The 26,038-nt window shown below is 73.6% G+C and carries 26 protein-coding genes, 1 tRNA gene, 1 pseudogene and 1 riboswitch; of the genes and pseudogenes, 12 read left to right on the forward strand and 16 right to left on the reverse strand.

Features of this window, described 5'->3' with window-relative positions; translation table 11 throughout:
- Window positions 1–337: 337 nt before the first annotated feature.
- Complete coding sequence (locus CHF15_RS01090; protein ID WP_143681504.1) at window positions 338–862, forward strand: hypothetical protein; 525 nt, start codon at window positions 338–340, stop codon at window positions 860–862.
- Window positions 863–937: 75 nt separating this feature from the next.
- Here the strand turns inward: CHF15_RS01090 and CHF15_RS01095 are convergent, their stop codons facing one another.
- Entirely contained in the window at window positions 938–1,351 is a 414-nt protein-coding gene (locus CHF15_RS01095; protein WP_179279605.1) for an NUDIX domain-containing protein, read from the reverse strand.
- Between CHF15_RS01095 and CHF15_RS46890 the strand changes: the two are divergent.
- Window positions 1,329–1,589: pseudogene (locus tag CHF15_RS46890) on the forward strand (tyrosine-type recombinase/integrase); the annotation flags it as partial. The gene CHF15_RS01095 and the pseudogene CHF15_RS46890 sit on opposite strands and share 23 nt — an antisense overlap.
- A 92-nt stretch (window positions 1,590–1,681) precedes the next feature.
- Here the strand turns inward: CHF15_RS46890 and CHF15_RS01105 are convergent.
- Window positions 1,682–1,756 (reverse strand) — tRNA-Val (locus tag CHF15_RS01105).
- A gap of 64 nt (window positions 1,757–1,820) precedes the next feature.
- Window positions 1,821–3,074 carry a cytochrome P450 gene (locus CHF15_RS01110; RefSeq protein ID WP_089221663.1) on the reverse strand — a complete coding sequence of 418 codons (1,254 nt, stop codon included), beginning with the start codon at window positions 3,072–3,074 and terminating at the stop codon, window positions 1,821–1,823.
- A gap of 354 nt (window positions 3,075–3,428) precedes the next feature.
- Here CHF15_RS01110 and CHF15_RS01115 point away from each other — a divergent pair, with 354 nt between their 5' ends.
- On the forward strand, window positions 3,429–4,598 hold the full coding sequence (locus CHF15_RS01115; protein ID WP_089221664.1) for a steroid 3-ketoacyl-CoA thiolase: 1,170 nt from the start codon (window positions 3,429–3,431) through the stop codon (window positions 4,596–4,598).
- A 93-nt stretch (window positions 4,599–4,691) separates the two neighbouring features.
- Here the strand turns inward: CHF15_RS01115 and CHF15_RS01120 are convergent, their stop codons facing one another.
- From CHF15_RS01120 to CHF15_RS01145, 6 genes are all read right to left on the reverse strand, one after another.
- Entirely contained in the window at window positions 4,692–5,594 is a 903-nt protein-coding gene (locus CHF15_RS01120; RefSeq protein ID WP_410169616.1) for an ECF transporter S component, read from the reverse strand.
- On the reverse strand, window positions 5,546–7,159 hold the full coding sequence (locus CHF15_RS01125; RefSeq protein ID WP_089221666.1) for an ABC transporter ATP-binding protein: 1,614 nt from the start codon (window positions 7,157–7,159) through the stop codon (window positions 5,546–5,548). Before CHF15_RS01125 ends, CHF15_RS01120 begins: the two co-directional genes overlap by 49 nt.
- A complete protein-coding gene (locus CHF15_RS01130) occupies window positions 7,156–8,313 on the reverse strand; it encodes a CbiQ family ECF transporter T component (protein WP_410169617.1) in 1,158 nt (385 codons plus the stop codon). The genes CHF15_RS01125 and CHF15_RS01130 overlap by 4 nt, the downstream gene beginning before the upstream one ends.
- A gap of 731 nt (window positions 8,314–9,044) precedes the next feature.
- A complete protein-coding gene (locus tag CHF15_RS44310; protein WP_179279606.1) occupies window positions 9,045–9,668 on the reverse strand; it encodes an SCO2322 family protein in 624 nt (207 codons plus the stop codon).
- Window positions 9,665–10,801 (reverse strand): prenyltransferase/squalene oxidase repeat-containing protein, encoded by a 1,137-nt coding sequence (locus CHF15_RS01140; RefSeq protein ID WP_089221667.1) that lies wholly within the window; start codon window positions 10,799–10,801, stop codon window positions 9,665–9,667. The genes CHF15_RS44310 and CHF15_RS01140 overlap by 4 nt, the downstream gene beginning before the upstream one ends.
- Before the next feature lie 110 nt (window positions 10,802–10,911).
- Window positions 10,912–10,987: riboswitch (cobalamin riboswitch) on the reverse strand.
- Window positions 10,988–11,075: 88 nt separating this feature from the next.
- Window positions 11,076–12,080 carry an MBL fold metallo-hydrolase gene (locus CHF15_RS01145; protein ID WP_089221668.1) on the reverse strand — a complete coding sequence of 335 codons (1,005 nt, stop codon included), beginning with the start codon at window positions 12,078–12,080 and terminating at the stop codon, window positions 11,076–11,078.
- Between the two features lie 116 nt (window positions 12,081–12,196).
- Between CHF15_RS01145 and CHF15_RS01150 the strand changes: the two genes are divergently transcribed.
- Window positions 12,197–13,660 (forward strand): aldehyde dehydrogenase, encoded by a 1,464-nt coding sequence (locus CHF15_RS01150; RefSeq protein ID WP_089221669.1) that lies wholly within the window; start codon window positions 12,197–12,199, stop codon window positions 13,658–13,660.
- 4 nt (window positions 13,661–13,664) lie between these two features.
- Window positions 13,665–13,898: a ferredoxin gene (locus CHF15_RS01155; protein WP_089221670.1), complete on the forward strand. Its 234-nt coding sequence runs from the start codon at window positions 13,665–13,667 to the stop codon at window positions 13,896–13,898.
- 14 nt (window positions 13,899–13,912) lie between these two features.
- Here the strand turns inward: CHF15_RS01155 and CHF15_RS01160 are convergent, their stop codons facing one another.
- Complete coding sequence (locus tag CHF15_RS01160; protein ID WP_089221671.1) at window positions 13,913–14,536, reverse strand: TetR family transcriptional regulator; 624 nt, start codon at window positions 14,534–14,536, stop codon at window positions 13,913–13,915.
- 1,017 nt (window positions 14,537–15,553) lie between these two features.
- Between CHF15_RS01160 and CHF15_RS01165 the strand changes: the two genes are divergently transcribed.
- From CHF15_RS01165 to CHF15_RS01175, 3 genes are read left to right on the forward strand one after another with little or no spacing between them, the layout of a single operon-like run.
- Window positions 15,554–16,879 (forward strand): glycosyltransferase family 4 protein, encoded by a 1,326-nt coding sequence (locus CHF15_RS01165; RefSeq protein ID WP_089221672.1) that lies wholly within the window; start codon window positions 15,554–15,556, stop codon window positions 16,877–16,879.
- Window positions 16,873–17,610 carry a class I SAM-dependent methyltransferase gene (locus tag CHF15_RS01170; RefSeq protein WP_089221673.1) on the forward strand — a complete coding sequence of 246 codons (738 nt, stop codon included), beginning with the start codon at window positions 16,873–16,875 and terminating at the stop codon, window positions 17,608–17,610. The genes CHF15_RS01165 and CHF15_RS01170 overlap by 7 nt, the downstream gene beginning before the upstream one ends.
- Window positions 17,607–18,710, forward strand: a complete 1,104-nt coding sequence (locus CHF15_RS01175; protein WP_089221674.1) for a prenyltransferase/squalene oxidase repeat-containing protein — start codon at window positions 17,607–17,609, stop codon at window positions 18,708–18,710. The genes CHF15_RS01170 and CHF15_RS01175 overlap by 4 nt, the downstream gene beginning before the upstream one ends.
- Before the next feature lie 7 nt (window positions 18,711–18,717).
- Here CHF15_RS01175 and CHF15_RS01180 read toward each other — a convergent pair whose 3' ends face one another.
- Window positions 18,718–19,005: a hypothetical protein gene (locus CHF15_RS01180; RefSeq protein WP_051101917.1), complete on the reverse strand. Its 288-nt coding sequence runs from the start codon at window positions 19,003–19,005 to the stop codon at window positions 18,718–18,720.
- 144 nt (window positions 19,006–19,149) lie between these two features.
- On the opposite strand from CHF15_RS01180, the gene CHF15_RS01185 reads away from it, so the two are divergent.
- Window positions 19,150–19,686, forward strand: coding sequence for a hypothetical protein (locus tag CHF15_RS01185; RefSeq protein ID WP_089222159.1), 537 nt, complete (start codon window positions 19,150–19,152; stop codon window positions 19,684–19,686).
- On the opposite strand, the gene CHF15_RS01190 is transcribed toward CHF15_RS01185, so the two are convergent.
- The 5 genes from CHF15_RS01190 to CHF15_RS01210 form a co-directional block, all read right to left on the reverse strand.
- Window positions 19,673–20,686 (reverse strand): LLM class F420-dependent oxidoreductase, encoded by a 1,014-nt coding sequence (locus CHF15_RS01190; protein ID WP_089221675.1) that lies wholly within the window; start codon window positions 20,684–20,686, stop codon window positions 19,673–19,675. The genes CHF15_RS01185 and CHF15_RS01190 overlap by 14 nt on opposite strands.
- 129 nt (window positions 20,687–20,815) lie before the next feature.
- Complete coding sequence (locus CHF15_RS01195; RefSeq protein WP_143681506.1) at window positions 20,816–21,208, reverse strand: hypothetical protein; 393 nt, start codon at window positions 21,206–21,208, stop codon at window positions 20,816–20,818.
- A 146-nt stretch (window positions 21,209–21,354) separates the two neighbouring features.
- Complete coding sequence (locus tag CHF15_RS01200) at window positions 21,355–22,218, reverse strand: DUF5336 domain-containing protein (RefSeq protein WP_089221677.1); 864 nt, start codon at window positions 22,216–22,218, stop codon at window positions 21,355–21,357.
- 130 nt (window positions 22,219–22,348) lie between these two features.
- Entirely contained in the window at window positions 22,349–23,230 is an 882-nt protein-coding gene (locus tag CHF15_RS01205; RefSeq protein WP_089221678.1) for an N-acetylmuramoyl-L-alanine amidase, read from the reverse strand.
- 22 nt (window positions 23,231–23,252) lie between these two features.
- Window positions 23,253–23,924: a class I SAM-dependent methyltransferase gene (locus CHF15_RS01210; RefSeq protein WP_410169612.1), complete on the reverse strand. Its 672-nt coding sequence runs from the start codon at window positions 23,922–23,924 to the stop codon at window positions 23,253–23,255.
- A 91-nt stretch (window positions 23,925–24,015) separates the two neighbouring features.
- On the opposite strand from CHF15_RS01210, the gene CHF15_RS01215 reads away from it, so the two are divergent.
- Genes CHF15_RS01215 through CHF15_RS01220 form a run of 3 tightly spaced genes read left to right on the forward strand, consistent with a single transcriptional unit; the run spans window position 24,016 to window position 26,026 of the window.
- On the forward strand, window positions 24,016–24,993 hold the full coding sequence (locus CHF15_RS01215; RefSeq protein ID WP_089221679.1) for an RNA polymerase sigma factor: 978 nt from the start codon (window positions 24,016–24,018) through the stop codon (window positions 24,991–24,993).
- Between the two features lie 35 nt (window positions 24,994–25,028).
- A complete protein-coding gene (locus CHF15_RS44675) occupies window positions 25,029–25,193 on the forward strand; it encodes a hypothetical protein (RefSeq protein WP_179279607.1) in 165 nt (54 codons plus the stop codon).
- A complete protein-coding gene (locus CHF15_RS01220; protein WP_089221680.1) occupies window positions 25,190–26,026 on the forward strand; it encodes a GNAT family N-acetyltransferase in 837 nt (278 codons plus the stop codon). The genes CHF15_RS44675 and CHF15_RS01220 overlap by 4 nt, the downstream gene beginning before the upstream one ends.
- The last annotated feature ends 12 nt before the right edge of the window (window positions 26,027–26,038 follow it).

Consider the following 26,038-nt stretch of genomic DNA (forward strand, 5'->3'; position numbering starts at 1 on the left):
TGAGGCTCGCCCCACGGTGGCTGCGTAAAGCATCGGAGCGCCGGCCGCCCCAGCCACCGCGGTTCTGACCTCATGCCCGGGCCTACCTATGTGGGCGCGCGGCGGGGGACGGCCGTGCCGAGCGCGACGGAGGCAGGAGCGTGGGCGCGGCCGGACGCGGGCCGCGCGCCCGGCGGAGCGTGAGCGACGCCGGGTGTCTTGATGAAGTAGAGAAAGTCTTACCGCACTACGCGCAGGGAGCCTTGTCCTGACACGTGACGCGTGACGCGTGACGCTGGTGGTGCCGCAGTTGATTGCGCGGTCGTCGCAGGAGAGATGGCTCTGACAGGATGCCGTCATGGGGAACACACGTGCGTGGCCCGTGTTGCGGACCACGAACCTCGGAGAGGCGCTGAGTCTCGCTGAAAGGCTGCTGTCGGTTGCGTCCTGGCGCGATCCGACCAGCTTCCTGCATGCCTCGGCGAGCAGTGATGATGATCTGCTGCGTCTTACCGCAGCTCTGCCTGGAGCCGAGATTGAGTCTCGCGGGAAGGGTGGCGTCGGTCTGCCGGTCAGCTTTCTGGGATATGCCAGGACATTTGCAGAGGCCGGCGAAGCGCTGCGTACCTGGGCGGACGTCACCCAGTGCTACCTCCTCTGGTCCGATATGAAATGGCCTGCTGTGCCCGAGCTTGGGCTGGGCGAGGAGTACAAGTACGCGGAATTGGAGATCGCTTGCCACGGCAGTGACATTCACTGTTTTGACTGGGCTGCCGAGCACACGGTCTTCGTCCATTCACGTCCTGGGGATGACGACCGGGCTGCTTGGCTGGCGGCGCAGGTTGGTGCCGGCGTTGTCGGACCGCCTGAGTTCGGGTGGTAGGCCGCTCTGCTTCCGAAGGATGGTCCAAGCGGTCTCAAGCATCCCGACCGTGACCGTCTGTGGACTATCGAGGCCCTAGACCTGGTTCAGTCGTTTACCGTCGTGGCTCCTGACGTGCGGAGCGTTAGCGTCGAGGGCGTCGAGCAGTCGGACCGCGAAGACCTCGGACATGCGCTCTGCTACCTCTTCGGGCATGAGCCAGTCGACGGCTGTGGACTCCTCGGAGGTGCGCTCGGTGCCGCCGGAGGGCTTGCATCGGAAGACCAGGGCGACGATGCCGCGGGTGGTGTTCTTGTAGACGCCGGTGAGTTGGTCGACCTCGATATGGACGCCGGTCTCTTCCCAGGCCTCGCGCTTGACGCCGTCCTCGGGTGCCTCGTCAAGTTCGAGGACTCCTCGTGGGAGCTCCCAAGTGCCGTTGTCGGCACTGCGGATCGCCAGTCCTCGCGTACTACGGCTCCGGCCACGGCGCATCTGGCTGCGGGCCATCGCTACGGCCGGCCTCGGGGACGTCCACTTCCACGATCTGCGGCACACCGGCAACACCCTCGCCGCGACGGGCGGGGCCTCCACGCGGGAGCTGATGCACCGCATGGGGCACTCGTCGGTGCGGGCCGCGCTGATCTGTCAGCACCTCGTCAACGGCTGCGACCACGAGATCGCGGGGCACGTGGACGACCAGATCCGGCGGGTGAAGGGGCCCGGCACTGATCCATCTGGCACGTGAGTGGCACGGCGGCCCTCACGCGACGCAAAAGATCAAGGCCCAGGCATCCGGACTCACACCGGACGACCTGGGCCTTTGCCATGCGCTGGGGCTGGTGGGCGTGGACGGTTTCGAACCGCCGACATCTGCCTTGTAAGGGCAGCGCTCTACCGCTGAGCTACACGCCCGCTGGACATGCGAAAGCACACCCTACCCTGCCATACCCGGTGACCGGTAAACGCACGCCCGGGGTCAGGTGTAGGTCACACGGAGTTCCTTCACGCCGTTGAGCCACGGGGAGCGGAGGCGGCGGGGCTCGGCCGCGAGGCGGATGGCGGGGAGGGTGTCGGCGATGGCGTTGAAGATGAGGTCGATCTCCAGGCGGGCGAGGCTGGCGCCGAGGCAGAAGTGGGGGCCGCCGCCCCCGAAGCCCAGGTGGGGGTTGGGGTCGCGGGTGATGTCGAAGGTGTCGGGGGCCGTGAAGACCTCGGGGTCGTGGTTGGCCGAGGCGTAGAAGATGCCGACGCGGTCGCCCTCGCGGATCTTCGCGCCGCCCAGCTCCGTGTCCTGGGTGGCCGTGCGCTGGAAGGACGTCACAGGCGTGGCCCAGCGGACGATCTCGTCCGCGGCCGTGCGCGGGCGCTCGGCGCGGAACAGGTCCCACTGCTCGGGGTGGGTGAGGAAGGCGTGCATGCCGTGGGTGATGGCGTTGCGCGTGGTCTCGTTGCCGGCGACGGCCAGGACGAGGACGAAGAAGCCGAACTCGTCGGTGGTGAGGTTGCCCTCGTCCTCGGCGGCGACGAGCTTGGTGACGATGTCGTGCGCGGGGCAGGCCTTGCGCTCGCTCGCCATGTTCATCGCGTAGGAGATCAGCTCGATGGAGGACTCGGTGCCGACCTCCTCGGTGATGGCGAGTTCCGGGTCGTCGTAGCCGATCATCTTGTTGGACCACTCGAAGATCTTGCTGCGGTCCTCCTGCGGGACGCCGATGAGTTCGGCGATGGCCTGGAGGGGCAGTTCGCACGCGATGTCGGTGACGAAGTCGCCGGAGCCGTGGGCGGTGGCGCCGGCGACGATGAGTTCGGCGCGGCGGCGCAGGGTGTCCTCGAGGGCGCGGATGGCGCGGGGGGTGAAGCCGCGCTGGACGATCTGCCGCAGGCGGGTGTGCTCGGGCGGGTCCATGTTGAGGATGATCAGCTGCTGGGCGTCGATCCGGTCCCGCTGCATGTGCTCGTTGAAGCGGATGATCGCGGTGTTGGTGCGGGAGGAGAAGGTCTCGGGGGTGGTGGAGACCGTCTTGACGTCGGCGTGGCGCGTGACGGCCCAGTAGCCGTCGTCCCCGAAGCCCGCGATGCCGTGGGGCTGGGGGATCCAGGAGACGGGCGCGGTGTGCCGGAGCGCGGCGAACTCCGGGAGCGGTATGCGCTCCTGGTTGACGTCCGGGTCGGTGAAGTCGAAGCCGTCGGGGAGGGCGGGGCAGGAGGGGGGCGGCGGCGTGGCGGACATCGGCGGCTCCTGGTCCGGGTGGTCCGGTGGTCCGGGTGGTCCGAATCGTGGTCCTGGTCGTGCTCCGGCTGGTCCGGTGGCCCGGATCTCCGTGGTGGTCTCCGGGGTCTCCCCGGGTGGCGGTCCGCGAGCGTCCCCGCACACCGTTCCCTGACGCCCCATCAGATGTGCCTGTGGACGGTAGCCCCGCCCCCTTCAAGTCGCAAGGCCCGCGACGGTGCGGATCGGCCGGTTTGGTGCACGACCCTTGCGCCCGCGTACCGCCGGTAATCAGACTGCTGGGCGGAACTAGAACGCGTACTAGTTCTGCCGTGGGCGCCGGGACGCCCCGCGGCCGAGGAGAGGACGAGGTACATGGCCGCTGAACCCGTCATCGTCGAAGCTGTACGCACCCCCATCGGCAAGCGCGGCGGCGCGCTCGCCAATCTGCACCCCGCCTACCTGCTCGGTGAGACGTACCGCGAACTGCTCGGCCGCACCGGCATCCAGCCCGACGCCGTGGAGCAGATCGTCGGCGGTACGGTCACCCATGCCGGGGAGCAGTCGATGAACCCGGCGCGCAGCGCCTGGCTGGCCTGCGGGCTGCCGTACGAGACGGCCGCGACGACCGTGGACTGCCAGTGCGGCTCCTCGCAGCAGGCCAACCACATGGTCGCCAACATGATTGCGGCCGGCGTGATCGACATCGGCATCGGCTGCGGCGTCGAGGCGATGTCGCGGGTGCCGCTGGGCAGCGGCTCCAAGAACGGGCCGGGCAAGCCCTTCCCGGACGAGTGGAACGTGGACCTGCCCAACCAGTTCGAGGCCGCCGAGCGCATCGCCCGGCGCCGCGGGCTGACCCGGGAGCACGTGGACCGGCTCGGGCTGCTGTCGCAGGAGCGGGCGGGACGGGCCTGGGCCGAGGAGCGCTTCAAGCGGGAGACCTTCGCCGTGCAGGTGCCCACGACGGAGGAGGAGCAGCTCGCCGGCCAGGGCATGTGGCGGCTGGTCGACCATGACGAGGGCCTGCGCGACACCAGCATGGAGGCGCTGGCCGGGCTGAAGGCGATCATGCCGACGGCCGTGCACACCGCGGGGAACTCCTCGCAGATCTCGGACGGCGCTGCGGCCGTGATGTGGGCGTCCAAGCGGATGGCGCGGGCACTGAAACTGCGGCCGCGGGCCCGGATCGTGGCGCAGGCGCTGGTCGGCGCGGACACGCACTACCACCTGGACGGACCGATCGACGCGACGCGCACGGTGCTCGGCAAGGCCGGCATGACGCTGAACGACATCGACCTCGTCGAGGTCAACGAGGCCTTCGCCTCGGTGGTGCTGTCCTGGGCGCAGGTCTTCGACCAGGACCTGGAGAAGGTCAACGTCAACGGCGGCGCGATCGCCCTCGGCCACCCCGTGGGCGCCACCGGGGCCCGGCTGATCGCCACGGCGCTGCACGAACTGGAGCGTGCCGACAAGGAGTTCGCGCTGATCGTGATGTGCGCGGGCGGGGCCCTCGCCACAGGCACCATCATCCAGCGGATCTGACCCGGCGGGGCCCGCCCGCCCCGCCCTCCCGCCCGCCCCCTCCCGGCCGGCACCGGACCGTCCCGCCGCCGAACCGTCCCTGCCGCAGAACCGTCAGCGCGACCGCGGCGGCACGCCCGGCGCACCGGGCACGTCCCCCTCGCCGAAGGCCACCGGCGCGCCGAACGCGGCGCGCCGGGTGGCCCGGCGCAGGGCGCGCAGCACGAACGGGCCCAGGGTCAGGACGAGGACCGCCGTCAGCACCGCACGCGGGACGTCCCAGCCCAGCGAGGTGGCCAGGCAGTACGCGACGAAGCGGGCGAGGTTGTCCGGGAGCGGGTCGCCCGGCACGAACGAGACCCCGGAGGACGCGCCGCCGAGGTACGGCCAGCCCTGCAGGTTCATGATCGTGCCGTACGCGATCGAGGACGCCGCCCCGTACCCGGCGAGGAGGGCGAGTTCGCCCCGGCCGCGCAGCCGGGCGGAGCCGGGGAGCAGGCCCGCGCCGAGCGCCACCCAGCCCATCGAGAGCATCTGGAACGGCATCCACGGCCCGACCCCGCCCGTGAGCAGGGCCGAGGCGAACATCGTCAGCGCCCCCAGCGAGAAGCCGAAGCCGGGGCCGAGCACCCGGCCGGACAGCACGACGAGGAAGAACATCGGCTCGATGCCCGCCGTGCCGCCGCCGAGCGGCCGCAGGGCCGCACCCGCGGCGGCCAGCACGCCCAGCATGGCGACGGACTTGGCGCTCAGGCCGTCCCCGTCGTCGGCGATCGTCGCCATGACGACGGCGAGCAGCAGCGGCAGCAGCAGCGCGAACAGCCAGGGCGCGTCCTCGCTGTGGGCGAGTCCGGAGCCCGGGTCGGCGAGCAGCGGCCAGCCGAACGCGGCGACGCCGATGGCGGAGACCAGCGCCAGCGCGGCTACGGCCCGTCCGCCCAGCCGGACGGCGCGCGGCGGACGCGCGGTCACGCCGTACCCGCCAGGGCCGCCCCGACCTGGCCGACCGTCAGCCAGGGCAGCGGGCCGAGCACCTTGGCCACCTGCGGGGCGAAGGCGGGGGAGGAGACGACGACCTCGGCGGTGGGGCCGTCCGCGACGAGGTCGCCGTCGGCGAGGACGACGACGCGGTGCGCGAGTTCGGCGGCGAGTTCGACGTCGTGGGTGGCGAGGACGACGGCGTGGCCGTCCGCCGCGAGCGCGCGCAGGTGCGCGGCGAGACGGGCCTTGGCGGCGTAGTCCAGGCCGCGGGTCGGCTCGTCGAGCAGGATCAGCGGGGGCCGGGCGGTCAGTACGACGGCGAGGGCGAGCGCCAGGCGCTGCCCCTCCGACAGGTCGCGCGGGTGGGTACCGTCGGCGACCCCGGGCAGCAGTTCGCCGACCAGGGCGCGGCAGGTGCCGGGCGTGGCGCGGGCGTCGGCGTCGGCGGTGGCGCACTCGGCGGCGACGGTGTCGGCGTACAGCAGGTCCCGGGGGTCCTGCGGGACGAGGCCCACGCGGCGGATCAGCTCCGCGGGCCGGGCGCGCGACGGCTCCAGGCCGCCGACGCGCACGCTGCCCGAGGTGGGGGCCCGCATCCCGGCGAGGGTGGACAGCAGGGTGGACTTGCCCGCGCCGTTGCGGCCCATGAGGGCCACGGTCTCGCCGGGCCGTACGGCCAGGTCGACGGCGCGCAGCGCCTCGACGCGGCCGCGGCGGACGGTGAGCCCGGAGACGGCCGCGACGGGCTCGCCTGTGGCGGGCTTCGGCGGCGCGGGCGGGGTGCGGCCGGCGAGGCGCTCGCGCAGCGGGGCCGCGGCGCGGCGGGCGTCGCGCACCGACAGCGGCAGCGGCGACCAGCCCGCGAGGCGGCCGAGCGCGACGACCGGCGGACGCACCGGCGAGAGCGCCATCACCTCGGCCGGCGGTCCGGACACCGGGGCGGCGCCCCCGCCGGGGAGGAGGACGACCTGGTCGGCGTACTGCACGACCCGCTCCAGGCGGTGCTCGGCCATCAGCACGGTCGTCCCCAGGTCGTGGACAAGGCGCTGCAGGACGGCGAGCACCTCCTCGGCCGCGGCGGGGTCCAGCGCGGACGTCGGCTCGTCCAGCACCAGCACCCGCGGGTGGACGGTGAGGACGGAGCCGATGGCGACGCGCTGCTGCTGCCCGCCGGAGAGCGTGCCGATCGGGCGGTCGCGCAGGTCGGCGAGGCCGAGCAGGTCGAGGGTCTCCTCGACGCGGCGGCGCATCACGTCGGGGGCGAGGCCGATCGACTCCATGCCGTAGGCGAGTTCGTCCTCGACGGTGTCGGTGACGAAGTGCGCCAGCGGGTCCTGGCCCACGGTGCCGACGACATGGGCGAGTTCGCGCGGCCGGTGGGTGCGGGTGTCGTGCCCGGCGACGGTGACCCGGCCGGTGAGGACGCCTCCGGTGAAGTGCGGCACGAGGCCGGAGACGGCGCCCAGCAGCGTGGACTTGCCCGTGCCGGAGGGCCCGACGACCAGGCACAGCTCCCCCTCGGGGACGGTCAGGTCGACACCGGCGACGGCGGGCCCGGAGGCGCCGTCGTACGTGACGGAGACCTGCTCGAAGCGGATCACGGGCGGGCTCCCTTCAGGTGCGCGGGCAGCAGCCCCAGCAGGACGGCCGCCGCGGGCCACAGCGGCAGCGAGGGCGCGGTCAGCGGCACCACGGGCGGGTCCAGGCCGGCGGGGGAGGCCGCGGCGGCCCAGATCGTCAGCGCGGCGACGGCCACCCCCGAGGCGGTGATCAGCCATGCCGTCGCGTCCCAGCGGTCGGGGCGGTAGCGGGTGCGGACGGAGCGGCGCCCGCCGAGCCGCAGCCCGGCGACGGCGGCGGCCAGTCCGGCCAGCAGCAGGGGCAGGCCGTACGCGGCCCCGGTGGCGGCCAGCAGCGCGTACGTGCCCGCGCACAGTCCGAGCAGCCCGCCGAGGGTGAGCGCGGCGGTCGCCCGGCGCACGGCCGTCGGCACCGCGGCGGTGCGTCCGTATCCGCGGGCGTCCATGGCGGCCGCGAGGGCGACGGAACGCTCCAGAGCGCCCTCGAGCACGGGCAGGCCGACCTGGAACAGCGCCCGGACGCCCTTCTCCGTGCGGCCCCGCAGTCTGCGGGCCGTCCGCAGCCGCCGCACGTCGGCGACCAGATGGGGCGCGAACGTCATCGCGACGACCACGGCGACACCCGCCTCGTACAGGACGCCGGGCAGCGACTTCAGCAGCCGGGCCGGGTTGGCCAGGGCGTTCGCGGCACCGAGGCACGCCAGGAGGGTGGCCAGCCGCATGCCCTCGCGGAAGGCGAACCACAGCCCCTCGGCGGTCACCCGCCCGCCGAGACGGACGCCCTGCGCCCAGTCGGGGAGCGGCACTTCGGGGAGGGTCAGCACGGTGTGCGTGCCGGGGACCGGCGATCCCAGGACGACGGCGAAGACGAGCCGGATGGCGACGACCACCAGGCCCAGGCGCAGGAACGCGGCGTACGACCGCGACCAGGGCGTGTCCGGCACCCGGCACACGGCCACGACGTAACCGGCGACGGCGGCGAGCAGCGCGAGCAGCGCGGGGTTCGTCGTCCGCGACGCGGCGGTGGAGAGCCCCAGCGCCCACAGCCACCACGCCCCGGCGTGCGGCCCGCGCGCCCGGCCTCCCCGTCCGCCTGCCGGGCCCGCACCACCTGCGTGGTCAGGCCGCCGTAGCCGCGACAGCGCGCGCAAGCGGGCGGAACCGCCGCCGTCCACGCCGCGGGCGACGGCGTGATGGCCGGCCTCCGCAGGCGGCGTGAGGATCCGTCGGATCCGCACCGTCGCGCTCCGCACGGCGGTTGCGCTGCCCGTGGCGATGGCCTCCGGCAGGAGCCGCGCCGCCGTGACGGCAGCGCGGGTGGCCGGGGTGGGCGAGTCGCCGTGGCTCCGCGCCGCGGCCCGCGGGATCGATGCCTGGGTGCCGGTGTGGGGTGACCGGCTTGCGGCAGCGACCTCCGCCGGGGCGGGCGGTATGACTGACCGGCCGCAGGCACGTGCCGCGGCCCGCGCTTGGGGTGGGGTCCGCTTTGCCGTGACGGCAGTATGGGTGGCCGGGGTGGGCGAGTCTCCGCGCCCGCGCAGCCGGGCGAGCAGGGCGAGGGCCCGCGATGCGGTGGCCGGCGTGATGGCCGGCCCGTCCGCGCGTCCGCCGGTGCCGGCGCGGTGGCGTCGGCCCTCACCGGCGGGCGCCGCGGGCGGTCGCTCCGGCGCCGTCGGGCCTGCCGAGTCCTCCCGGGTGCGCGGATGCAGCCGGGCGAGGGCGCCCGATACCTCGGCCTGCGCGGCGGTTGCGTCGCCCGTGCGTGGTTCGGCGGGGGTGCCGGCGGAGGGGAGGTCCGTCCGCCGGGGCCGGGTGGCCGGGCCGGTCAGGTTGTCGCGGTCGCGCGGGCGCAGCCGAGCCGGCAGCGTGAGGGACCGGGGCGGGCGGGGCAGGGGTGTTGGGGCGGTCACGGGCGTTCGCTCCGGCGGCGGCGGACCTGCCAGGCGGCGGCCGCGGCGACGAGGAGGACGACTCCGGCGGCGCCGTACGTGCCGAGCGCGGGGCCGGGGGAGGAGGTGGGGGCGGGGGGTGCGGCGGCGTCGGCGACCTGTTCGCCGCAGCCCTTGGCGGGGTAGCCGGCGATGGCGCAGACCAGGCCCGCGGAGTTGTAGCGGAGCGGGGGCGCGACCGCGGCCAGGGCGTCGGCGGAGGTGGCGTCGGCGGGGACGCGGGCGCAGGCGGTGCGGGCGGCCGGGGCGTCGGCGGCGGTGCCGAAGTCGAGCAGCAGGGCGACGCGCTTGGTGCCCGGGCGGGCCGGGGTGCCCTCGCAGACGGCGGCGAACCGGGCCGCGCCGCGGGGGCGGGCGGCCGAGTCGGCGTCCGGGCTGACGCCGAAGCGCCAGCCCTCCACGGCACCGTCGGCGGGGCGGCTGAGTGCGGGCCCGGTCGTGGCGTACGTCCAGGCGCCGGTGGCGGCGTCACGCTGCCAGAAGGACCAGTACCGGTAGCTCGCCGCCTGCGCGGGCGTCGCGACGAGGGCGGCCAGCAGGGCCATGAGGAGTGCCGCCGCCGTGAGGGGCGGCCGCCTCACAGCCGGTGCTTCCGGCCGGCGAGCAGCACCCCGATGCCGATGCCGGCGACCAGGCAGGCGCCGACGATCCACCACACCGAACCGCCGCCCGAGGAGTCGGGCTTCTGCTGTTCGACCGGGCCGAGGGCGCTGAGCCGCGTGATGTGGTCCCGCATCGGGTTGCCGGTGGCGTACGCGGCGAGGGAGAGCTGCGCGAGGGCGGTGGGGTTGTCCTTCGCCCAGGCGCCGGAGTTGGCGGCGAGCCAGTTGTAGGCGCCCTTGGCGGCGTCGAGATGGCCGCCGGCGGAGAGGGCGACGACGGCGTCGGCGGTGGTGCCGAAGTCGGGGGTCTTCTCGTCGGAGCCCGGGGTGACGGCGTCGAAGTGGCCGCCGCCGGCGGTGAGCCGGGCCGCGAGCCAGGCGGCGCCCGCGTCGGAGGCGCCGCCGCCGCACCCGTCGCGCACGGGGACGTCCCGGCCGGGGGCCTCCACGACGAGGCCCGCGCCCTCGGCGCCGCGCACGGCGTCGGCGGTGGCCTTGGCGTTGGCCGCGAGGTCACCCGACGTGGGGTCGGGCTGGTAGGCGAACGCGCCGCCGTCCTTCTTGCCGCAGGCCAGCTGGAGGGAGCGCAGCGCGTCGTAGGGCGACAGGCCGTCGGTGGTCACGGACTTGACGTCGGCGCCGGCGGCCTTGAGGCCGCCGATGACGACACCGGTGGAGTCGGCGTCGGAGGCTCCGCCGGGGTTGTAGGACCAGCCGCCGTCGCGGTTCTGCACCTTGGCGAGCCACTCGGCGGCGCGCTTGACGGGGAAGTCCTGCCCGTGGACGGCGAGCGCCTGGACGGCTAGGGCGGTGGCGTTGGTGTCCTCGGTCTTCGGGTCGCAGGGCGCCGTCGGATCGGCACGGTACGAGGCGAATCCGCCGTCCGCGCACTGCTGCCCGGCCAGCCACTTCACCGCGTCACCGGCCGGTTCCGTGTCGGCCGCGTGCAGCGCCAGCAGCGCGTACGACTGGCGCCACACGCCGTCGTACGTGGGATCGGCGTCCCCGTACAGCGCGGCGGGGGCCGCCGCGGGCGAGGGTGACGGCGACGCGGCTATGAGGAGCGTGCTGAAGGCGGCCAGGGCGGCCGCGGCGGTGCGGCGCAGGTGCATCGGGTGGTGCCTTTCGGGTGAGCGGTCGCGCAGACGGATGCGGGCGCGCGGTCACGGCACCGGGCTCCGGCTCCGTGTACCTCGACGGAAGAGCCGCTCCCGTCCGCGCGGGTGCTCCGGCTGGGCCCTCCCCGGGCGGGGACGGCTCACGGTTGCGGGTCAGCGCCGGATTCGCACCGGCTTCCCCCGCTCGGACGTGATTGGACTTGGTTGTGTCGAGCACACCTTAGCCGGGCCCGCGTGCCGCGCCGTGCCCGGCCTTGTGCGGTCTGCCTCACACCGCGGTGTACGCGACCGGGTCGGATCCGGGAACCGGTTCGGCGTGCCCGAGCTTGACCAGCCGGCGCAGGTGGGCCTCGGCCTCGGCGACCGCGATGTTCCGGGAGGGGAAGGGGATCTGCTCCCAGGGGCGGTTCCACTGCATCGCCTCGGCGAGCTGCCACGGGGTGCGGGGGGCCTCGGCGATCAGGGCGCGGAGCGAGGCGAGGCGCGCGGTGTGGTGGTCCAGCAGCTCGCGTACCCGGGCGCCGGCGCCGGTGAAGGCGTGCTCGTGGGCGGGCAGCACCTCGGCGGGGTCGAGCCGGGCGACGCGTTCGAGGGAGTCGAGGTAGTCGCCCAGGGGGTCGCCGGCGGTCGCGTCGTCGGGGTCCTCGTACAGGCCGATGTGCGGGGAGATGCCGGGCAGCAGGTGGTCGCCGGAGAAGAGACGGCGGCCGTCCTCCTCGAAGAGGCAGACGTGGCCGGGGGTGTGGCCGGGGGTCCACATGGCGCGGACGGCGCGGCCGGCCAGCGGCACCCGCTCGCCGGGGACGATCTCGCGGTCGGGGAGGGCGGGCCGCAGGCCGGGTACGTCGGCGGCGCGGCGCTCGGCGCGCACCGCCCGCAGCGGGGCGAGGTGCTCCTCGGGGGCGCCGGCGGCGGCGAGTTTGGTGGCGAGGTAGTCCAGCCACAGGCCCGGCCGGGCGCCGCGGGCCCGGCGGACGACGGCGGTGTCGGCGGGGTGCATGGCGATCCAGGCGCCGGAGGCCTCGCGGACCTTGCCGGACAGGCCGTGGTGGTCGGGGTGGTGGTGGGTGACGAGGACGCCGTGGACGTCGGCGAGAGAGGTGCCGAGCGAGGTGAGGCCGTGGGCGAGGGCGTCGTAGGAGGCGGGGTCGTCCCAGCCGGTGTCGACCAGGACGGGGCCGCGGTCGGTGTCGACGACGTAGACGAGCGTGTGGCCCAGGGGGTTGTCGGGGATCGGGACCGGGATGCTCCAGATGCCGTCGCCGTGCTCCATGAGGTCCCCTCTCAGCTCCGGTCGCGTGCATTGCCCACCATAACTAGAACTGGTATCAGTTCTGAAGCAGAGTCACTTTCTGACGAGGCATCAGCCAAAGGCGGGACGGGACAGGCATGGACGGGAACGGGATCGTCGCACACGAACAGCTCTTCATCGGCGGGCAGTTGGTGGACCCGCTGGGCACCGGCACCATCGAGGTCGTCTCGCCCCACACCGAGCAGGTCTTCGCGCGGGTGCCGCACGCCTCCAGGGAGGACGTCGACCGGGCCGTCGCCGCGGCCCGCAGGGCCTTCGACGAGGGCCCGTGGCCGCGGGCGACCCTCGACGAGCGCATCGAGGTCGTCACCCGGATCAAGGACGCGATCGCCGTACGGCACGAGGAGATCGCCCGCGTCATCAGCTCGCAGAACGGCTCCCCCTACTCCTGGAGCGTGCTCGCCCAGGCGCTCGGCGCGATGATGGTCTGGGACACCGCGATCACCGTCGCGCGCGGCTTCACCTGGGAGGAACGGCGGGCCGGTGTGCTCGGCCCGATCCTGGTGCGCCGCGAGCCGGCCGGCGTCGTCGCCGCCGTCGTCCCGTGGAACGTCCCGCAGTTCACCGCGGCCGCCAAGCTCGCCCCCGCGCTGCTCGCCGGGTGCGCGGTGATCCTCAAGCCGTCGCCGGAGTCACCGCTCGACGCCTACCTGCTCGGCGAGATCGCCGCCGAGGCGGGGCTGCCCGAGGGCGTGCTGTCGATCCTGCCCGCCGACCGGGAGGTCAGCGAGTACCTGGTCGGACACCCCGGCGTCGACAAGGTCTCCTTCACCGGCTCGGTCGCGGCCGGCAGGCGCGTCATGGAGGTCGCCTCCCGCAACCTCACCCGCGTGACCCTGGAACTCGGCGGCAAGTCCGCCGCGCTGATCCTGCCGGACGCCGACCTGGACACCGCCGTCCCCGGCATCGTCTCGGCCGCCTGGATGAACAACGGCCAGGCCTGCGTCGCCCAGACCCGCATCCTCGCGCCCCGCTCCCGCTACGACGAGACCGCCGAGCGGCTCGCCTCGGCGGCCTCGGCCCTCGTCGTCGGCGACCCCCTCGACCCCGCCACCCAGGTCGGGCCGCTCGTCGCCCGCCGCCAGCAGCAGCGCTCCCTGGACTACATCGCCCTCGGCCAGCAGGAGGGCGCCAAGGTCCTCACCGGCGGCGGCCGCCCGCAGGCGCAGCCCACCGGCTGGTACGTCGAGCCCACCCTCTTCGGCGACGTGTCCAACTCCATGCGGATCGCCCGCGAGGAGATCTTCGGCCCGGTCATCTGCCTGCTGCCCTACGAGGACGAGGCCGAGGCCGTCCGCATCGCCAACGACTCCGAGTACGGGCTGTCCGGCAGCGTGTGGACCGGTGACGTCGAGCACGGCATCGACATCGCCCGCCGGGTGCGCACGGGCACCTTCAACGTCAACACCTTCAGCCTCGACATGCTCGGCCCCTTCGGCGGCTACAAGAACTCCGGGCTCGGGCGCGAGTTCGGGCCCGAGGGGCTGGGCGAGTACCTGGAGCACAAGATGGTCCACCTGCCCGCCGGCTGGGAGGGCTGACCCCGTGGGGGACCGCTGGCACATCGAGGTCGACCGGGGGGTGTGCATCGGCTCGGGCATGTGCGTGAGCTCCGCGCCGGGCGGCTTCACCCTCGACTCCGCCCGGCAGTCCCACCCCGCGGCCCCGGACACCGACGCCGCGGAGGCGCTGCTGGCGGCGGCGGAGGGCTGCCCGGTGGAGGCGATCAGCATCACGCTGGCCGACTCCGGCGAGGCCGTCTTCCCGCCCGAGGAGTGACCGGGCAGGAGGGGTCAGGGCTGCGCGCGGCGCGGATCGGTGAGGTCGATGAGGCGGCAGACGGTCTCGATGTCGATTTTGACCTGGGCGATCGAGGCGCGCCCGGACAGCCAGGTCACCAGGGCCGAGTGCCAGGTGTGCTCGATCACGCGCACCGCGGAGAGCAGTTCGGGCCCGGGCGGCCCGTCCAGCCGCATCGCGTCCAGCACGATCGCGGTCGTCAGCCGCGACACGGCGTCCACCTCCGGGCTGACGGAACGGTCGGCGAAGGTCAGCGCCCGCACCATGGCGTCCGCGAGATGCGGCTCGCGCTGCATCGCGCGGAACGCGCGCATCAGCGTCTCCGCCACGCGGTCCGCGGGCTCGGCGGCCGAGGGCGGACGCTTGCGCAGCGCCTCGTGGAGGTGCTCCAGCTGGTCGCGCATCGTGGCGACGAGCAGATGGATCTTGGACGGGAAGTAGCGGTAGAGAGTGCCGAGCGCGACGTTCGACTGCTCGGCGACCTCGCGCATCTGGACGGCGTCGAAGCCACCCCGCACGGCGAGCTCGGCGCTGGTGCGCAGGATGCGGCGGCGCCGGGCTTCCTGACGTTCGGTCAGCGGCACGGGGGACGGCGTCGGCTGAGGAGCTGCGGTCATCTGTCCCAATCCGAATCTGTGCGCCGTGCGGAACCGTCCCCCAGCGTACTGCGGCCCTTTCTGCGGGGGGTGCGTCTGTGCGGGTCCGGGTGCCCCGGGGTGCCTCTTGCGGTCGGTTGTTGTGTGCGGGTTGTTTGCGCCTGCGGTCCGGGTGCCGCGGGGTGCCCCTTGCGGCCGGTTGTTGTGTGCGGGTCGTTTGCGCCTGCGGCGGGCATCCCCCGCCCTCCCGCCCGATTGCCCGGCGCGGTCAGTGACCGCCTCGCTGCGTACGTTTGGGGTCGGGGCCGCGCCGGCGCACGTCCTCAACGCTCGCGGTTTGGCCCGACATCATTCGGCGCCCGGGTCCGCCGCTCGTCGTTTCCGGGCGCACCCCGCCACACCCCCTCCCGTGGGTTGGGGCGCATGACGGCCGGAGGGGGGTGATGGGGGGCGCTCCTCCCCACACCGTTGGGAGCTGCCTCCAGCAGGGGGTCTCCCGGCGGGAGGCCGAGCAAGGGTGCGCGCGGCACCGGTGGCCGCTGGCGGCCGATGGGGATTCAGCAAGGCGTGTGCGGCACCCCCGGACCGCCTTCTCACCACCCTCCGGCCGTTGTCGCCCGGCGATACGGAGGGGGCGGGGTCGTAGGGGTGGGCGTTCTGGACGCTGACGTGTATTTGTTGTGCGGCATCCGGGGAACCGAGCGCGGGTGCCCGCCATGCACATAAATATGCGGTACAGAATGCCCACCCCGGAGGCCCCGACCCCGGCCCACCACGAACCGCGCGAGGCCCGCACCAACCATCCGGGTGGGGGTCCCCCCGGCCGAAGGCTGGGGGAGGGAGGGCGGGTGGGCGAACCCCCCAACCGCAACCACGACGGCGTGGCGGGAATCACCCGCACCAGCCAGAACCCCCCGCACGGCTACAGGTATCTTCGTGCCTCTCGGGCCAACTCCCGAGTAACCGATTCTGAAACTTGTTCTACCAACGCACGGGCGGCTACGCTCCCGCTGAAGTGCAGTGAGAAGGGGGCCGTGAGTGACCGCAGAGGCCAGGCCGCTCCGGATCGCGCTGCTCACCTACAAGGGGAACCCGTTCTGCGGGGGCCAGGGCGTCTACGTGCGCCATCTGTCCAGGGAACTCGCCCGCCTCGGCCACAGCGTCGAGGTGATCGGCGCCCAGCCCTACCCCGTGCTCGACGAGCTCGGTGACGGGGTACGCCTCACCGAGCTGCCCAGCCTGGACCTCTACCGCCAGCCGGACCCGTTCCGCACCCCGAAGCGCGGCGAGTACCGCGACTGGGTGGACGCGCTGGAGGTCGGCACGATGTGGACCGGGGGTTTCCCGGAGCCGCTGACGTTCAGCCTGCGGGCCCGCCGCCACCTGGCCGCCCGGCGGGGGGCCTTCGACGTCGTCCATGACAACCAGACCCTCGGCTACGGCCTGCTCGGCGGCCCGGACGCCCTCGGCGCGCCGCTCGTGACGACGATCCACCACCCCATCACCGTCGACCGGCAGCTCGAACTCGACGCCGCACAGGGGTGGAAGCGCCGGGCGTCGGTCCGCCGCTGGTACGGCTTCACCCGGATGCAGAAGCGGGTCTCGCGCCGGCTGCCGTCCGTGCTCACCGTCTCCGGCAGTTCCCGTCAGGAGATCGTCGACCACCTCGGGGTGCGCGAGGACCGGGTGCACGTGGTGCACATCGGCGCCGACACCGGGCTGTTCTCGCCGGACCCGTCCGTGCCCGAGGTGCCGGGGCGGATCGTGACCACCTCCAGCGCCGACGTGCCGCTCAAGGGCCTGGTCCACCTCGTGGAGGCGCTCGCGAAGCTGCGCACCGAGCACCCCGACGCGCACCTCGTCGTCGTCGGCAAGCGGGCCGACGACGGCCCGGTGGCCGCCGCCATCGAGCGGTACGGGCTCGGCGGCGCCGTCGACTTCGTCAAGGGCATCAGCGACGAGGAACTGGTCGACCTGGTGCGCGGCGCCCAGGTGGCGTGCGTGCCGTCGCTGTACGAGGGCTTCTCGCTGCCGGCCGCCGAGGCCATGGCCACCGGGACGCCGCTGGTCGCCACCACCGGCGGCGCCATCCCCGAGGTCTCCGGGCCGGACGGGGAGACGTGCCTCGCCGTGCCGCCGGGGGACCCGGGCGCGCTGGCCGCGGCGCTGGGCCGGCTGCTGCGCGACCCGGAGCTGCGCCGCCGCCTCGGCCTGGCCGGCCGGCAACGCGTACTGGCCCGCTTCACCTGGGAGCGGGCCGCCATCGGCACCGCCGAGCACTACCGTGCGGCGATCGAGGCCGCCGCGGGGCCGCGGCCCACTGTCCAGTCACCGTCCCGGACGAAAGCAGACTCCACGTGCTGACCGTCGACTTCACCCGCTTCCCGCTCGCCCCGGGCGACCGCGTGCTCGACCTGGGCTGCGGTGCCGGCCGCCACGCCTTCGAGTGCTACCGGCGCGGCGCGAACGTGGTGGCCCTGGACCGGAACGGCGACGAGATCCGCGAGGTCGCCAAGTGGTTCGCCGCGATGAAGGAGGCCGGGGAGGCCCCGGCCGGGGCGACCGCCACGGCCATGGAGGGCGACGCGCTGAGCCTGCCGTTCCCCGACGACACCTTCGACCGCGTCATCATCTCCGAGGTCATGGAGCACATCCCGGACGACAAGGGCGTGCTCGCCGAGATGGTGCGCGTCCTCAAGCCGGGCGGGCTGATCGCGGTCACCGTGCCGCGCTACGGGCCGGAGAAGATCTGCTGGGCGCTGTCCGACGCCTACCACGAGGTCGAGGGCGGCCACATCCGCATCTACCGGGCCGACGAACTGCTGGGCAGGATCCGCGAGGCGGGCCTGCGCCCGTACGGCAGCCACCACGCGCACGCGCTGCACTCCCCGTACTGGTGGATCAAGTGCGCCGTCGGCGTGGACAACGACAAGGCCCTGCCGGTGAAGCTCTACCACAAGCTGCTGGTCTGGGACATCATGAAGAAACCGCTGGCCACCCGGCTCGCCGAGAACGCGCTCAACCCGCTGATCGGCAAGAGCTTCGTCGCCTACGCCACCAAGCCGCACACCCCGAAGGCGGGCGTCGACGCGTGAGGCGGACCGAACACCTCGTCCTGCCCGGCGTCCTGACCTCGGAGCAGGCCGCGCAGACCGTCGCCGGGATCCTCGCCGTCCAGCGGCCGGACGGCGCCATACCGTGGTTCGAGGGCGGCCACCTCGACCCCTGGGACCACGTCGAGGCCGCCATGGCGCTGGACGCCGCGGGCGAGCACGAGCACGCCGAGGCGGCCTACACCTGGCTGGCCCGCCGGCAGAACCCGGACGGCTCCTGGTACGCCGCGTACGGCTGGGCCGACGGCGCCGAGGGCGAGCCCACCGACCTGGGGCGGGAGAGCAACTTCTGCGCCTATGTCGCCGTCGGCGTGTGGCACCACTACCTCTCCACCGGTGACGACGCCTTCCTGGAGCGCATGTGGCCGGTGCTGTACGCGGCCGTCGAGTACGTCCTGGAACTCCAGCTGCCCGGCGGCGAGATCGCCTGGAAGCGCGAGGACGACGGGACGTATCCGCAGGAGGCGCTGCTGACCGGCTGCTCCTCGATGTACCAGGCGCTGCGCTGCGCGCTGGCCGTCGCCGAGCACCGCGAGGACCCGCAGCCCGACTGGGAGCTGGCCGCCGGTGCCCTCGGGCACGCCATCGCCCACCACCCCGAGCGGTTCCTGGACAAGGACCGGTACTCGATGGACTGGTACTACCCGGTCCTCGGCGGGGTGCTGCGCGGCGAGGCCGCGCGGGAGCGCGTGCTGTCCCGCTGGGACGAGTTCGTCGTGCCCGGCCTCGGGGTCCGCTGCGTGGTGCCCAACCCCTGGGTCACCGGCGGTGAGAGCGCGGAACTCGCCCTCGCCCTCTGGGCGATGGGCGAGTCCGACCGCGCCGTGGACATCCTGGCCGAGATCCAGCACCTGCGCGCCGAGGACGGCATGTACTGGACCGGGTACGTCTTCGAGGCCGACGCGCAGGCCGGCACCGAACCCTCGGTGTGGCCCCGGGAACGCACCACGTGGACGGCCGGGGCCCTGCTGCTCGCCGTCGCCGCCCTGGGAGGGGACGAGGCGACGACGGCGGTCTTCGGGGGCGACCGGCTGCCGCTCGGGCTGGCGCCCGAGGCGGCGGGGTGCTGCGCCGGCCGGTGAACGGGCGTCAGGCCCGGTTGACGCGACCCGCCACGGCATGCCCGACGATCAGGTAGACCGCCGCCGGCAGGCCGTAGTTCAGCAGGGTGCGCGCCCATGCGGACTGGGTGGAGAAGATGTTGTGGGCCCAGCCACCGAGCCAGGACGCCATGTCGTGGATCCACTCCACGAGGTCGTTCGCCCGGTTGGCGTCGAGCATCCACAGGACGATCCACAGGATCAGGATGAATGCCGCCACGTCCGCGGCCACCATGATGATCGTGGCCGCCAGATTGCCGCGATATCGTCTGGACATACCTGCCGTCTTGCCCCGATCGGCGGACTGAAACGTCGTCGGCGTCACACCGCCTGACGCCCCGTACGGCCCTGTGCGGTGGCCGGTGCCGGGGCCCCGGGCGAGGATGCGATCACCCACCGCATCCTCCCGGGAGAGACCGTCATGCCCTTGCGCCGCGCCCTGACCGCCCTCCTGCTCTCCGGTGTGCTGCTGCTCGTCCCCGCCTGCGGCGGCGACTCCGGTGACACCGCGAGCGGCGGCACCGCGAGTCCCACCTCCTCCGTGCAGAAGCAGAAGCTCGCCAAGACGCGCTTCGTCGCCAACGCCGGACTGGCCGCCGGCGCGACCTACCAGTGGATCGTCAAGCCCTACCGCGAGGGCAAGTTCGAGAAGGAGGCCGACGGCCGCAAGCTGACGCTGGTGAAGGCGGGCCTGGCCGGGGCCTTCGCCTACAACCGGCTCAAGGCGGCCGCGGAGAACGCCAAGGGCGACCCGACCCTCTCCAAGCTGGTGGCGCCGCTGACCGCGGGCATCGACTCGCTCAAGGACCTGCCGGCCAAGCTGCGCAGCGGACAGGGCACGGACGACATCGTGGGCACCTTCCAGGACACCATCAGCGGCGTCAAGTCGGCCGGCGAGGGCGCCGGCGCCAAGGTCACCGACAAGGTGCCCTCGCTGTCCCAGCTCAGCGGCGGATGAGCTCGGCCAGCACCCGCAGGGTGGCCGGGTCGGGCGCGGTGACCAGCAGGTCGGTCACCGGGCCCGACCGCCACATCTCCAGCCGCTCGGCGATCCGCTCCCTCGGGCCGACGAGCGAGATCTCGTCGGCGAAGGCGTCCGGCACCGCCGCCACGGCCTCCTCGCGCCGCCCGGCGAGGAACAGCTCCTGGATGCGCCGGGCCTCCTCCTCGTAGCCCATCCTGGCCATCAGGTCGGCGTGGAAGTTGCGGGAGGCGGCGCCCATTCCGCCGATGTAGAAGCCGAGCATCGCCTTGACCGGCAGCAGCCCTTCCGACGGGTCGTCGCAGAGCTGGGCCCGCGCCATCGGGGCGATCATGAAATCCTTCGGGGCGTCCGCCAGCGACACCTCGTACACATCCGTGCGGAAGGGCGACCAGTACAGCGGCAGCCAGCCGTCGGCGATGCGGGTGGTCTGCGCGATGTTCTTCGGGCCCTCGGCGCCCAGCAGGATCGGCAGCCCGGCCCGCAGCGGATGGGTGATCGGCTTGAGCGGCCTGCCGAGACCGGTCGCGTCGGGCCCCGCGTACGGCAGCGGATGGAAGCGCCCGTCCAGTGCCACCGGGCCCTCGCGGCGCAGCACCTGCCGTACGACGTCCACGTACTCGCGGGTGGCGGTCAGCGGACTGCGCGGGAACGGCCTGCCGTACCAGCCCTCCACCACCTGCGGCCCCGACAGCCCCAGCCCCAGCGCGAGCCGGCCGCCGGAGAGGTGGTCGAGGGTCAGCGCGTGCATCGCGGTGGCCGTGGGGGAGCGGGCCGCCATCTGGGCGATGCCCGTGCCGAGCCGGATCCGGCTGGTGTGCGCGGCGATCCAGGTGAGCGGGGTGAAGGCGTCCGAGCCCCAGGCCTCGGCCGTCCACACCGAGTCGTAGCCGAGCCGCTCGGCCTCCTGCGCCAGGGCCAGGTGGCCGGGGGAGGGGCCGCGCCCCCAGTAGCCGAGGGCCAGACCGAGCCGCATGCGCACGCCTCCCACCGGAACTGACGGTACGTCAGTTGTACGGTACGGCAACCGCACCCCGCCCCGGAAGGGAAACAGCCGTGCCCCGGACCGTACGGTCCGGGGCACGGCTCGTGCGGAACGCGCGCGTCAGCCGTTCTGCGCCGGGTTCCCCACGGGGGCGGCGGGCGGAGGCGGCATGTCGGGAGTGCCGTACGCGGGCGGCGCCGGAACCATCTGCTGCGGGGCGGCGGGGGCGCTGCTCCGGGCGGCCATGGCGCGGAAGAAGTTCACCACCACCAGGCCGGGCACGATGAACGCCTTGAAGAAGATGAAGTACTCGCCGCCCTCGAAGATGAATCCGAGGTAGATGCCGTAGCCGGTGAAGGCGAGGCCGGCGATCACGTTGAAGGCGCGCCAGCCGTTGCTGAGGCCGGAGGAGTTGACCGCGCCAATGATGATCATCGCGATACCGCTGATGATCAGGAGTACGACGTACCAGGAGAAGAGCGGCTCGGCGCTGAAGTCGAGGTTCACAGACATTCCCGTGTGCAGACGTGGCGATCACATGATCGGGGGGCAGTCGCGCACGTTACTGGCCGCACGAACGTATGTGCGTATTCTTTACCCGGGCTTTGGACAGCACTTCGCCCCACCGGCCGAGCCGGTGGGGCGAAGGGTGTCCGGGATCAGCCGCGCTGGAGGCCGCTGACGTCCTGCAGGACGCCGCGTCGGCCGTCCTGGGTCTGGGCGACCAGGGCGCCGCCCCGCTGCTCCACCGCCAGGTACCAGGTGCCTGGGGTCAGCTCGGCGATCTGCTGGGCCGAACCGTCCTCCGCGTACAGCGGCCGCGCCACGGGCACCGCGAACCAGAAGGCCGCGAACTCCGCCGAGGGCTGCTGCGGGGCCTGGGGCTGCTGGGCCTGCGGCTGCTGCGGCTGCTGCTGGCCCTGCGGGTAGCCGTACTGGCCGCCGCCGAACGACTGGTCGGCCGGCGTGCCGTGCCCACCGGTCTGCTGCCCCGGGTACCCGTAGCCGCCCTGCTGCACGCCCGGGTACGGCTGGCCCTGCTGGCCGCCGTACGGCTGCGCCTGCTGGGGCTGCTGCGGCCGGGGAGCGGGCAGCAGCGGCGCCTTCAGCACGGGAAGGCCCTGCAGGGTGAGCAGCATGGCCGCGGCGAGAGCGGCCGCGGCGACGAAGGAGAGGTAGGCGCCGGCGGCCAGCTCGAAGGCCTCGCTCCCGTGGAACAGCGACCACAGCGCGTCCCAGGCGGCGGCGACGGAGAGCACCGCGCCCCAGTGCGCGAGCCCGATGCCGAGCAGCTTGCGGCCCTCGGGCTGGAAGCGCGAGGCGACGAAGAGGCCGGCGGCGATCAGGCCCAGGAGGTGCACCGAGGGCAGCAGCGGGAACAGCTCGCTCTTCCACGCGCTGGCTCCGCACTCGTCGGAGCTGCATCCCTTGAACGTGTAGAAGTTCAGGAACGAGGCGATCAGCAGCAGCAGCGCCGCGCCGATCACCGCGCCGTCTCCTCGGGTGAGGGAGCGGTTATTCACTAGGAGTCCTTGTCAGTCGTCTCGTTGTCGCTGTCGCCGAGCGGTTCCCCATCGTATGAGGGCCGTTGTCGCCGGGTGGGACCGGTACGCCCCTCGGTGACACGATCGGGACCCAATGCTCACCGGCCGATCACTCGCGGTCTTCCAGGAATGCGCTGATGCCGTCCGCGATGCCCTCCGCGGCACGCTGCCGCCAGGCCGGGCTGGTCATCAGTACCGCGTCCTTGGGGTCGCGCATGTTGCCGCACTCGATCAACACCTTCGGCCTGGTGCTGAGGTTGAGCCCGCCCAGGTCGCGGCGGACGTCCAGGCCGGTGCCGCCGCCGATGTAGTTGGACGGCCGCGTGCCCGTCTCCGCCGCGAAGTGCCGCTTGAGGGCGGTGCCCAGCAGCTTGGACGGCCCGCTGATCGTGCGGGTGTCCGCGATGCCGCGGTGCACCGGGGCGGGCAGGATCACGTGGAAGCCGCGGTTGCCGGCCGCCGAGCCGTCGCCGTGCACCGACACCACCGCGTCGGCCTTCGCCTTGTTCCCGATCCGGGCCCGCTCGTCGATGCAGGGGCCGTAGGCGCGGTCGCCGTCGTACGTGAGCCTCACCGTGGCCCCGCGGGCCTCGAGCAGCGCCCGGGCGCGCCGGGAGACGTCCAGGGTGAACACGGCCTCGGCGTAGCCCGCGTTGGTCGCCGTGCCCGTGGTGTCGCACTCCTTGCGGGCGGTGCCGATGTCGACCAGGCGGTTGATCTCGGAGGTGTGCCGGCTGTTCTGCGCGTTGTGCCCCGGGTCCAGCACGACGACCTTCCCCGCGAGCGGCTTCGCGGCGCCGGAGGACGGTGCGGCCGAGGACGGCGCGGAGGCCGCCGCGGAGCGGTGCGGGCGCACGTTCTGCGGGAGGTCGCCGTTCCGTCCGGGGTCGTCCGGTCCGCTCGTGGCGTCCCACACCAGCCACGCGGCCGCGCACGCCGGCACCAGCGCGGCCACGACGACCACGGTGGAGCGGCCTTTCCTCTTGAACACGTCAGCGATGCTATCCGCCGTCTCAGGTCCCGGCGCCCGTACGCCGGAGGACGTGCAGCGAACCGGTCACGGACACTTCCGTGAACGCGCCCGAGTCCAGTGCCCGCCGGTAGATCCGCCAGGGCGCCTGGCCGCCGTCGGCCGGGTCCGCGAAGACGTCGTGGATGACCAGGAGGCCGTCCTGCGCGAGGTGCGGCACCCAGCCCTCGTAGTCGTTCCCGGCGTGCTCGTCGGTGTGCCCGCCGTCGATGAAGACCAGGGCGAGCGGCTTCCCCCACACCGCCGCCACCTGCGGGGAACGGCCGACGACCGCGACGACGTGGTCCTCCAGCCCGGCGGCGTGCAGGGTGCGCCGGAAGGCGGGGAGGGTGTCCATCAGGCCGACCTCGGGGTCGACGAGCGTCGTGTCGTGGTACTCCCAGCCGGGCTGCTGCTCCTCGCTGCCGCGGTGGTGGTCGACGGTGACGGCGACGGTCCCGGCCTCGCGGGCGGCGGCGGCCAGCAGGATGGTGGAGCGCCCGCAGTACGTGCCGACCTCCAGCAGGGGCAGGCCCGGGAGGCGCGCGGCGGCGCCGGCCGCTGCCGTGTGGAGGGCGAGGCCCTCGTGGGTGGGCATGAAGCCCTTGGCCGCCTCGAACGCGGCCAGTGCGTCCGCGGGGACCTCGGCGGGGGGTGGCGTGCTCATGCCCTCCATCGTCCCGCACGGCCGCGGTGCCGTTCCGCGCGGGGTGCGCCTGGCGGCGGGCGGTCCGGGGCGCGGGCCGTTCTGGTTGAATGGTCACCATATGACTGATCTGCTGCCGGGCGGGGTGCCGTCGGACCTCGATCTGGTGCGGGCCGCGCAGTCGGGCGACGCGGCGTCCCTCGGGCTGCTGCTCGCCAGGCACCGGGCGGCCATGTACGGGGTCGCCCTCGCCATGCTGGGCCACGGCCCGGACGCCGAGGACGCCGTGCAGGAGGCGGCGCTCATCGCGCTGCGGCGCATCGGTGACCTCCGCGACCCGGACGCGGCCGGCCCATGGCTGCGGATGGTGGTCCGCAACGTCTGCCGCGCCCAGCTGCGCAGGACGTCGGCGGTCCCGGTGGCCGAACTCGAAGGACTCGTCGCCATGGACCGCTCGGGCGGGCCGCCCGACCCGGCGGACGTACTCGACGGGCAGGTGCTGCGGGACTGGATCTGGAGTGCGCTGGAGCAGCTGTCACCCGGGCTGCGACTGGTGACGATGCTGCGATACTTCACCGACGTCACCTCCTACGAGGAGATCGCGCTGCTGTGCGGCATCGCCGTCGGCACCGTGCGCAGCAGGCTCAACCAGGCGCGGGCCAAGCTGGCCGCCGCGCTGCTGGACCTGGGCGACCGGGTCCACGACGACGCCGCCTCCCTCACCGCGCACCACCGCCTTCTGGCCGAGCAGACCTTGGTCGCGGCCCATCGCGGCGAGCTCGCCTCGGCCTGGGCCGGGTGGCGGTCATCCCGGCTGGAGGTGACCTGGCCGACCGGCAAGCGCTCCGACCTCGGCTACCTGGGATTCTCCTTCGGCCGCGACGTCTCCGAGGGCGTCCGCCAGCGGCTGCTGAACGTGGTGGCGAGCCGCGAGGTCGTCATCTGGGAGACGGCCATCGTCAATCCGCCGGAGGACCCGTTCCACTGCCCGCCCGGCGTGGTCTGGGTGCATTTCCTCGACCGGGACCGCGACGACAGGCTGCGTCTGTACCACCCGCGCCGCCGTCGGACCGGCCTCGCAAAAGATCATGGCGGCTGATCGAACCTTTCCGCTCCTCACCGCATCGTGCGGGTATGAACGTCATCCATCACGAGGCGGAGCACGGCACACGTGCCGCCACCTCTCCAGCACGCCCGGCCCGCACACCGGCGCGGTACCGCAGCGGTGCGGCGCCGGCCCCGCTGCCCGCCGGCGGCCACGGCTTCGTCACCACCGAGGACAAGGGGAGCACGGCATGAGCACCACGGTGCCGACCGGCCTCGCCGAAGAGACCGAGATCGCGGCGTACTTCGATTTTGTGAGCGGTGCGCCGGAGGACGTCCGCAGGACACTGGGCATCGGCACACGGCGGATCGGCTCCGTGCGGGCGCTCGCCGTTCGCGAGGACCCGAGCCGCTTCTTCAACCGGGCCGGGGGTTTCGGGCCCGACGCACCGGTCACCGCGGACGTCGTGGAGCAGGTGTGCGGCTTCTACCGCGAGCAGGGTGTGCCCGCCGGCTCGTTCGCGATCGCGCCGTCGCTGCTGCCCGCGGACTGGGCCTCGATCGCACAGAAGTGGAATCTCGCCGAGGGCGGGCGTCTCGCCAAGCTCGGCTGCGAGGCCGGGACGGTCCTGGCCGCCGCGGACGGTGTCACCGCGCTCGACCCGGGCCTGCGTGTCGGCCTCGTCGGGCGCCACCAGGCGCACGAGTGGGCCACCGTGATGATGACGACCTTCGGTTTCACCGCGCCGGCCATGATCGACATGGCGGCGGCGTGCGTGGGCAGGCCGGACTGGCGGCAGTACGCCGTCTGGGAGGGCGAGCGGATCGTCGCCGTCGGCAGCGTCTTCCTGAACGGCGACTGCGCCGACATGTTCGGCGGGGCGACGCTCCCGCAATGGCGCGGCCGCGGCGCCCAGTCGGCGCTCCTCACGGCCCGCGCCCGGGCGGCCCACGACGCCGGCTGCCGATGGCTCGTCGCCGAGACGGGAGCGGAGGGCCCGGGCGACCGCAACACCTCCCTGCGCAACATGCTGCGCGCCGGCTTCGAGCCGCTGTACGAGCGGGTCACCCGGGTGTGGCACGAGTGACGGGGTAGGCGG

The organism is Actinacidiphila glaucinigra, assembly GCF_900188405.1.
Lineage (GTDB): Bacteria > Actinomycetota > Actinomycetes > Streptomycetales > Streptomycetaceae > Actinacidiphila > Actinacidiphila glaucinigra.

Bases quoted from the DNA above. Each gene is read 5' to 3' on its own strand.
- CHF15_RS01090 (WP_143681504.1), top strand. From the start codon at position 338: ATGGGGAACACACGTGCGTGGCCCGTGTTGCGGACCACGAACCTCGGA.
- CHF15_RS01095 (WP_179279605.1), bottom strand. From the start codon at position 1,351: ATGGCCCGCAGCCAGATGCGCCGTGGCCGGAGCCGTAGTACGCGAGGA.
- CHF15_RS01110 (WP_089221663.1), bottom strand. From the start codon at position 3,074: ATGTCCGCCACGCCGCCGCCCCCCTCCTGCCCCGCCCTCCCCGACGGC.
- CHF15_RS01115 (WP_089221664.1), top strand. From the start codon at position 3,429: ATGGCCGCTGAACCCGTCATCGTCGAAGCTGTACGCACCCCCATCGGC.
- CHF15_RS01140 (WP_089221667.1), bottom strand. From the start codon at position 10,801: ATGCACCTGCGCCGCACCGCCGCGGCCGCCCTGGCCGCCTTCAGCACG.
- CHF15_RS01145 (WP_089221668.1), bottom strand. From the start codon at position 12,080: ATGGAGCACGGCGACGGCATCTGGAGCATCCCGGTCCCGATCCCCGAC.
- CHF15_RS01150 (WP_089221669.1), top strand. From the start codon at position 12,197: ATGGACGGGAACGGGATCGTCGCACACGAACAGCTCTTCATCGGCGGG.
- CHF15_RS01160 (WP_089221671.1), bottom strand. From the start codon at position 14,536: ATGACCGCAGCTCCTCAGCCGACGCCGTCCCCCGTGCCGCTGACCGAA.
- CHF15_RS01180 (WP_051101917.1), bottom strand. From the start codon at position 19,005: ATGTCCAGACGATATCGCGGCAATCTGGCGGCCACGATCATCATGGTG.
- CHF15_RS01185 (WP_089222159.1), top strand. From the start codon at position 19,150: ATGCCCTTGCGCCGCGCCCTGACCGCCCTCCTGCTCTCCGGTGTGCTG.
- CHF15_RS01190 (WP_089221675.1), bottom strand. From the start codon at position 20,686: ATGCGGCTCGGTCTGGCCCTCGGCTACTGGGGGCGCGGCCCCTCCCCC.
- CHF15_RS01195 (WP_143681506.1), bottom strand. From the start codon at position 21,208: ATGTCTGTGAACCTCGACTTCAGCGCCGAGCCGCTCTTCTCCTGGTAC.
- CHF15_RS01210 (WP_410169612.1), bottom strand. From the start codon at position 23,924: ATGGAGGGCATGAGCACGCCACCCCCCGCCGAGGTCCCCGCGGACGCA.
- CHF15_RS01215 (WP_089221679.1), top strand. From the start codon at position 24,016: ATGACTGATCTGCTGCCGGGCGGGGTGCCGTCGGACCTCGATCTGGTG.
- CHF15_RS44675 (WP_179279607.1), top strand. From the start codon at position 25,029: ATGAACGTCATCCATCACGAGGCGGAGCACGGCACACGTGCCGCCACC.
- CHF15_RS01220 (WP_089221680.1), top strand. From the start codon at position 25,190: ATGAGCACCACGGTGCCGACCGGCCTCGCCGAAGAGACCGAGATCGCG.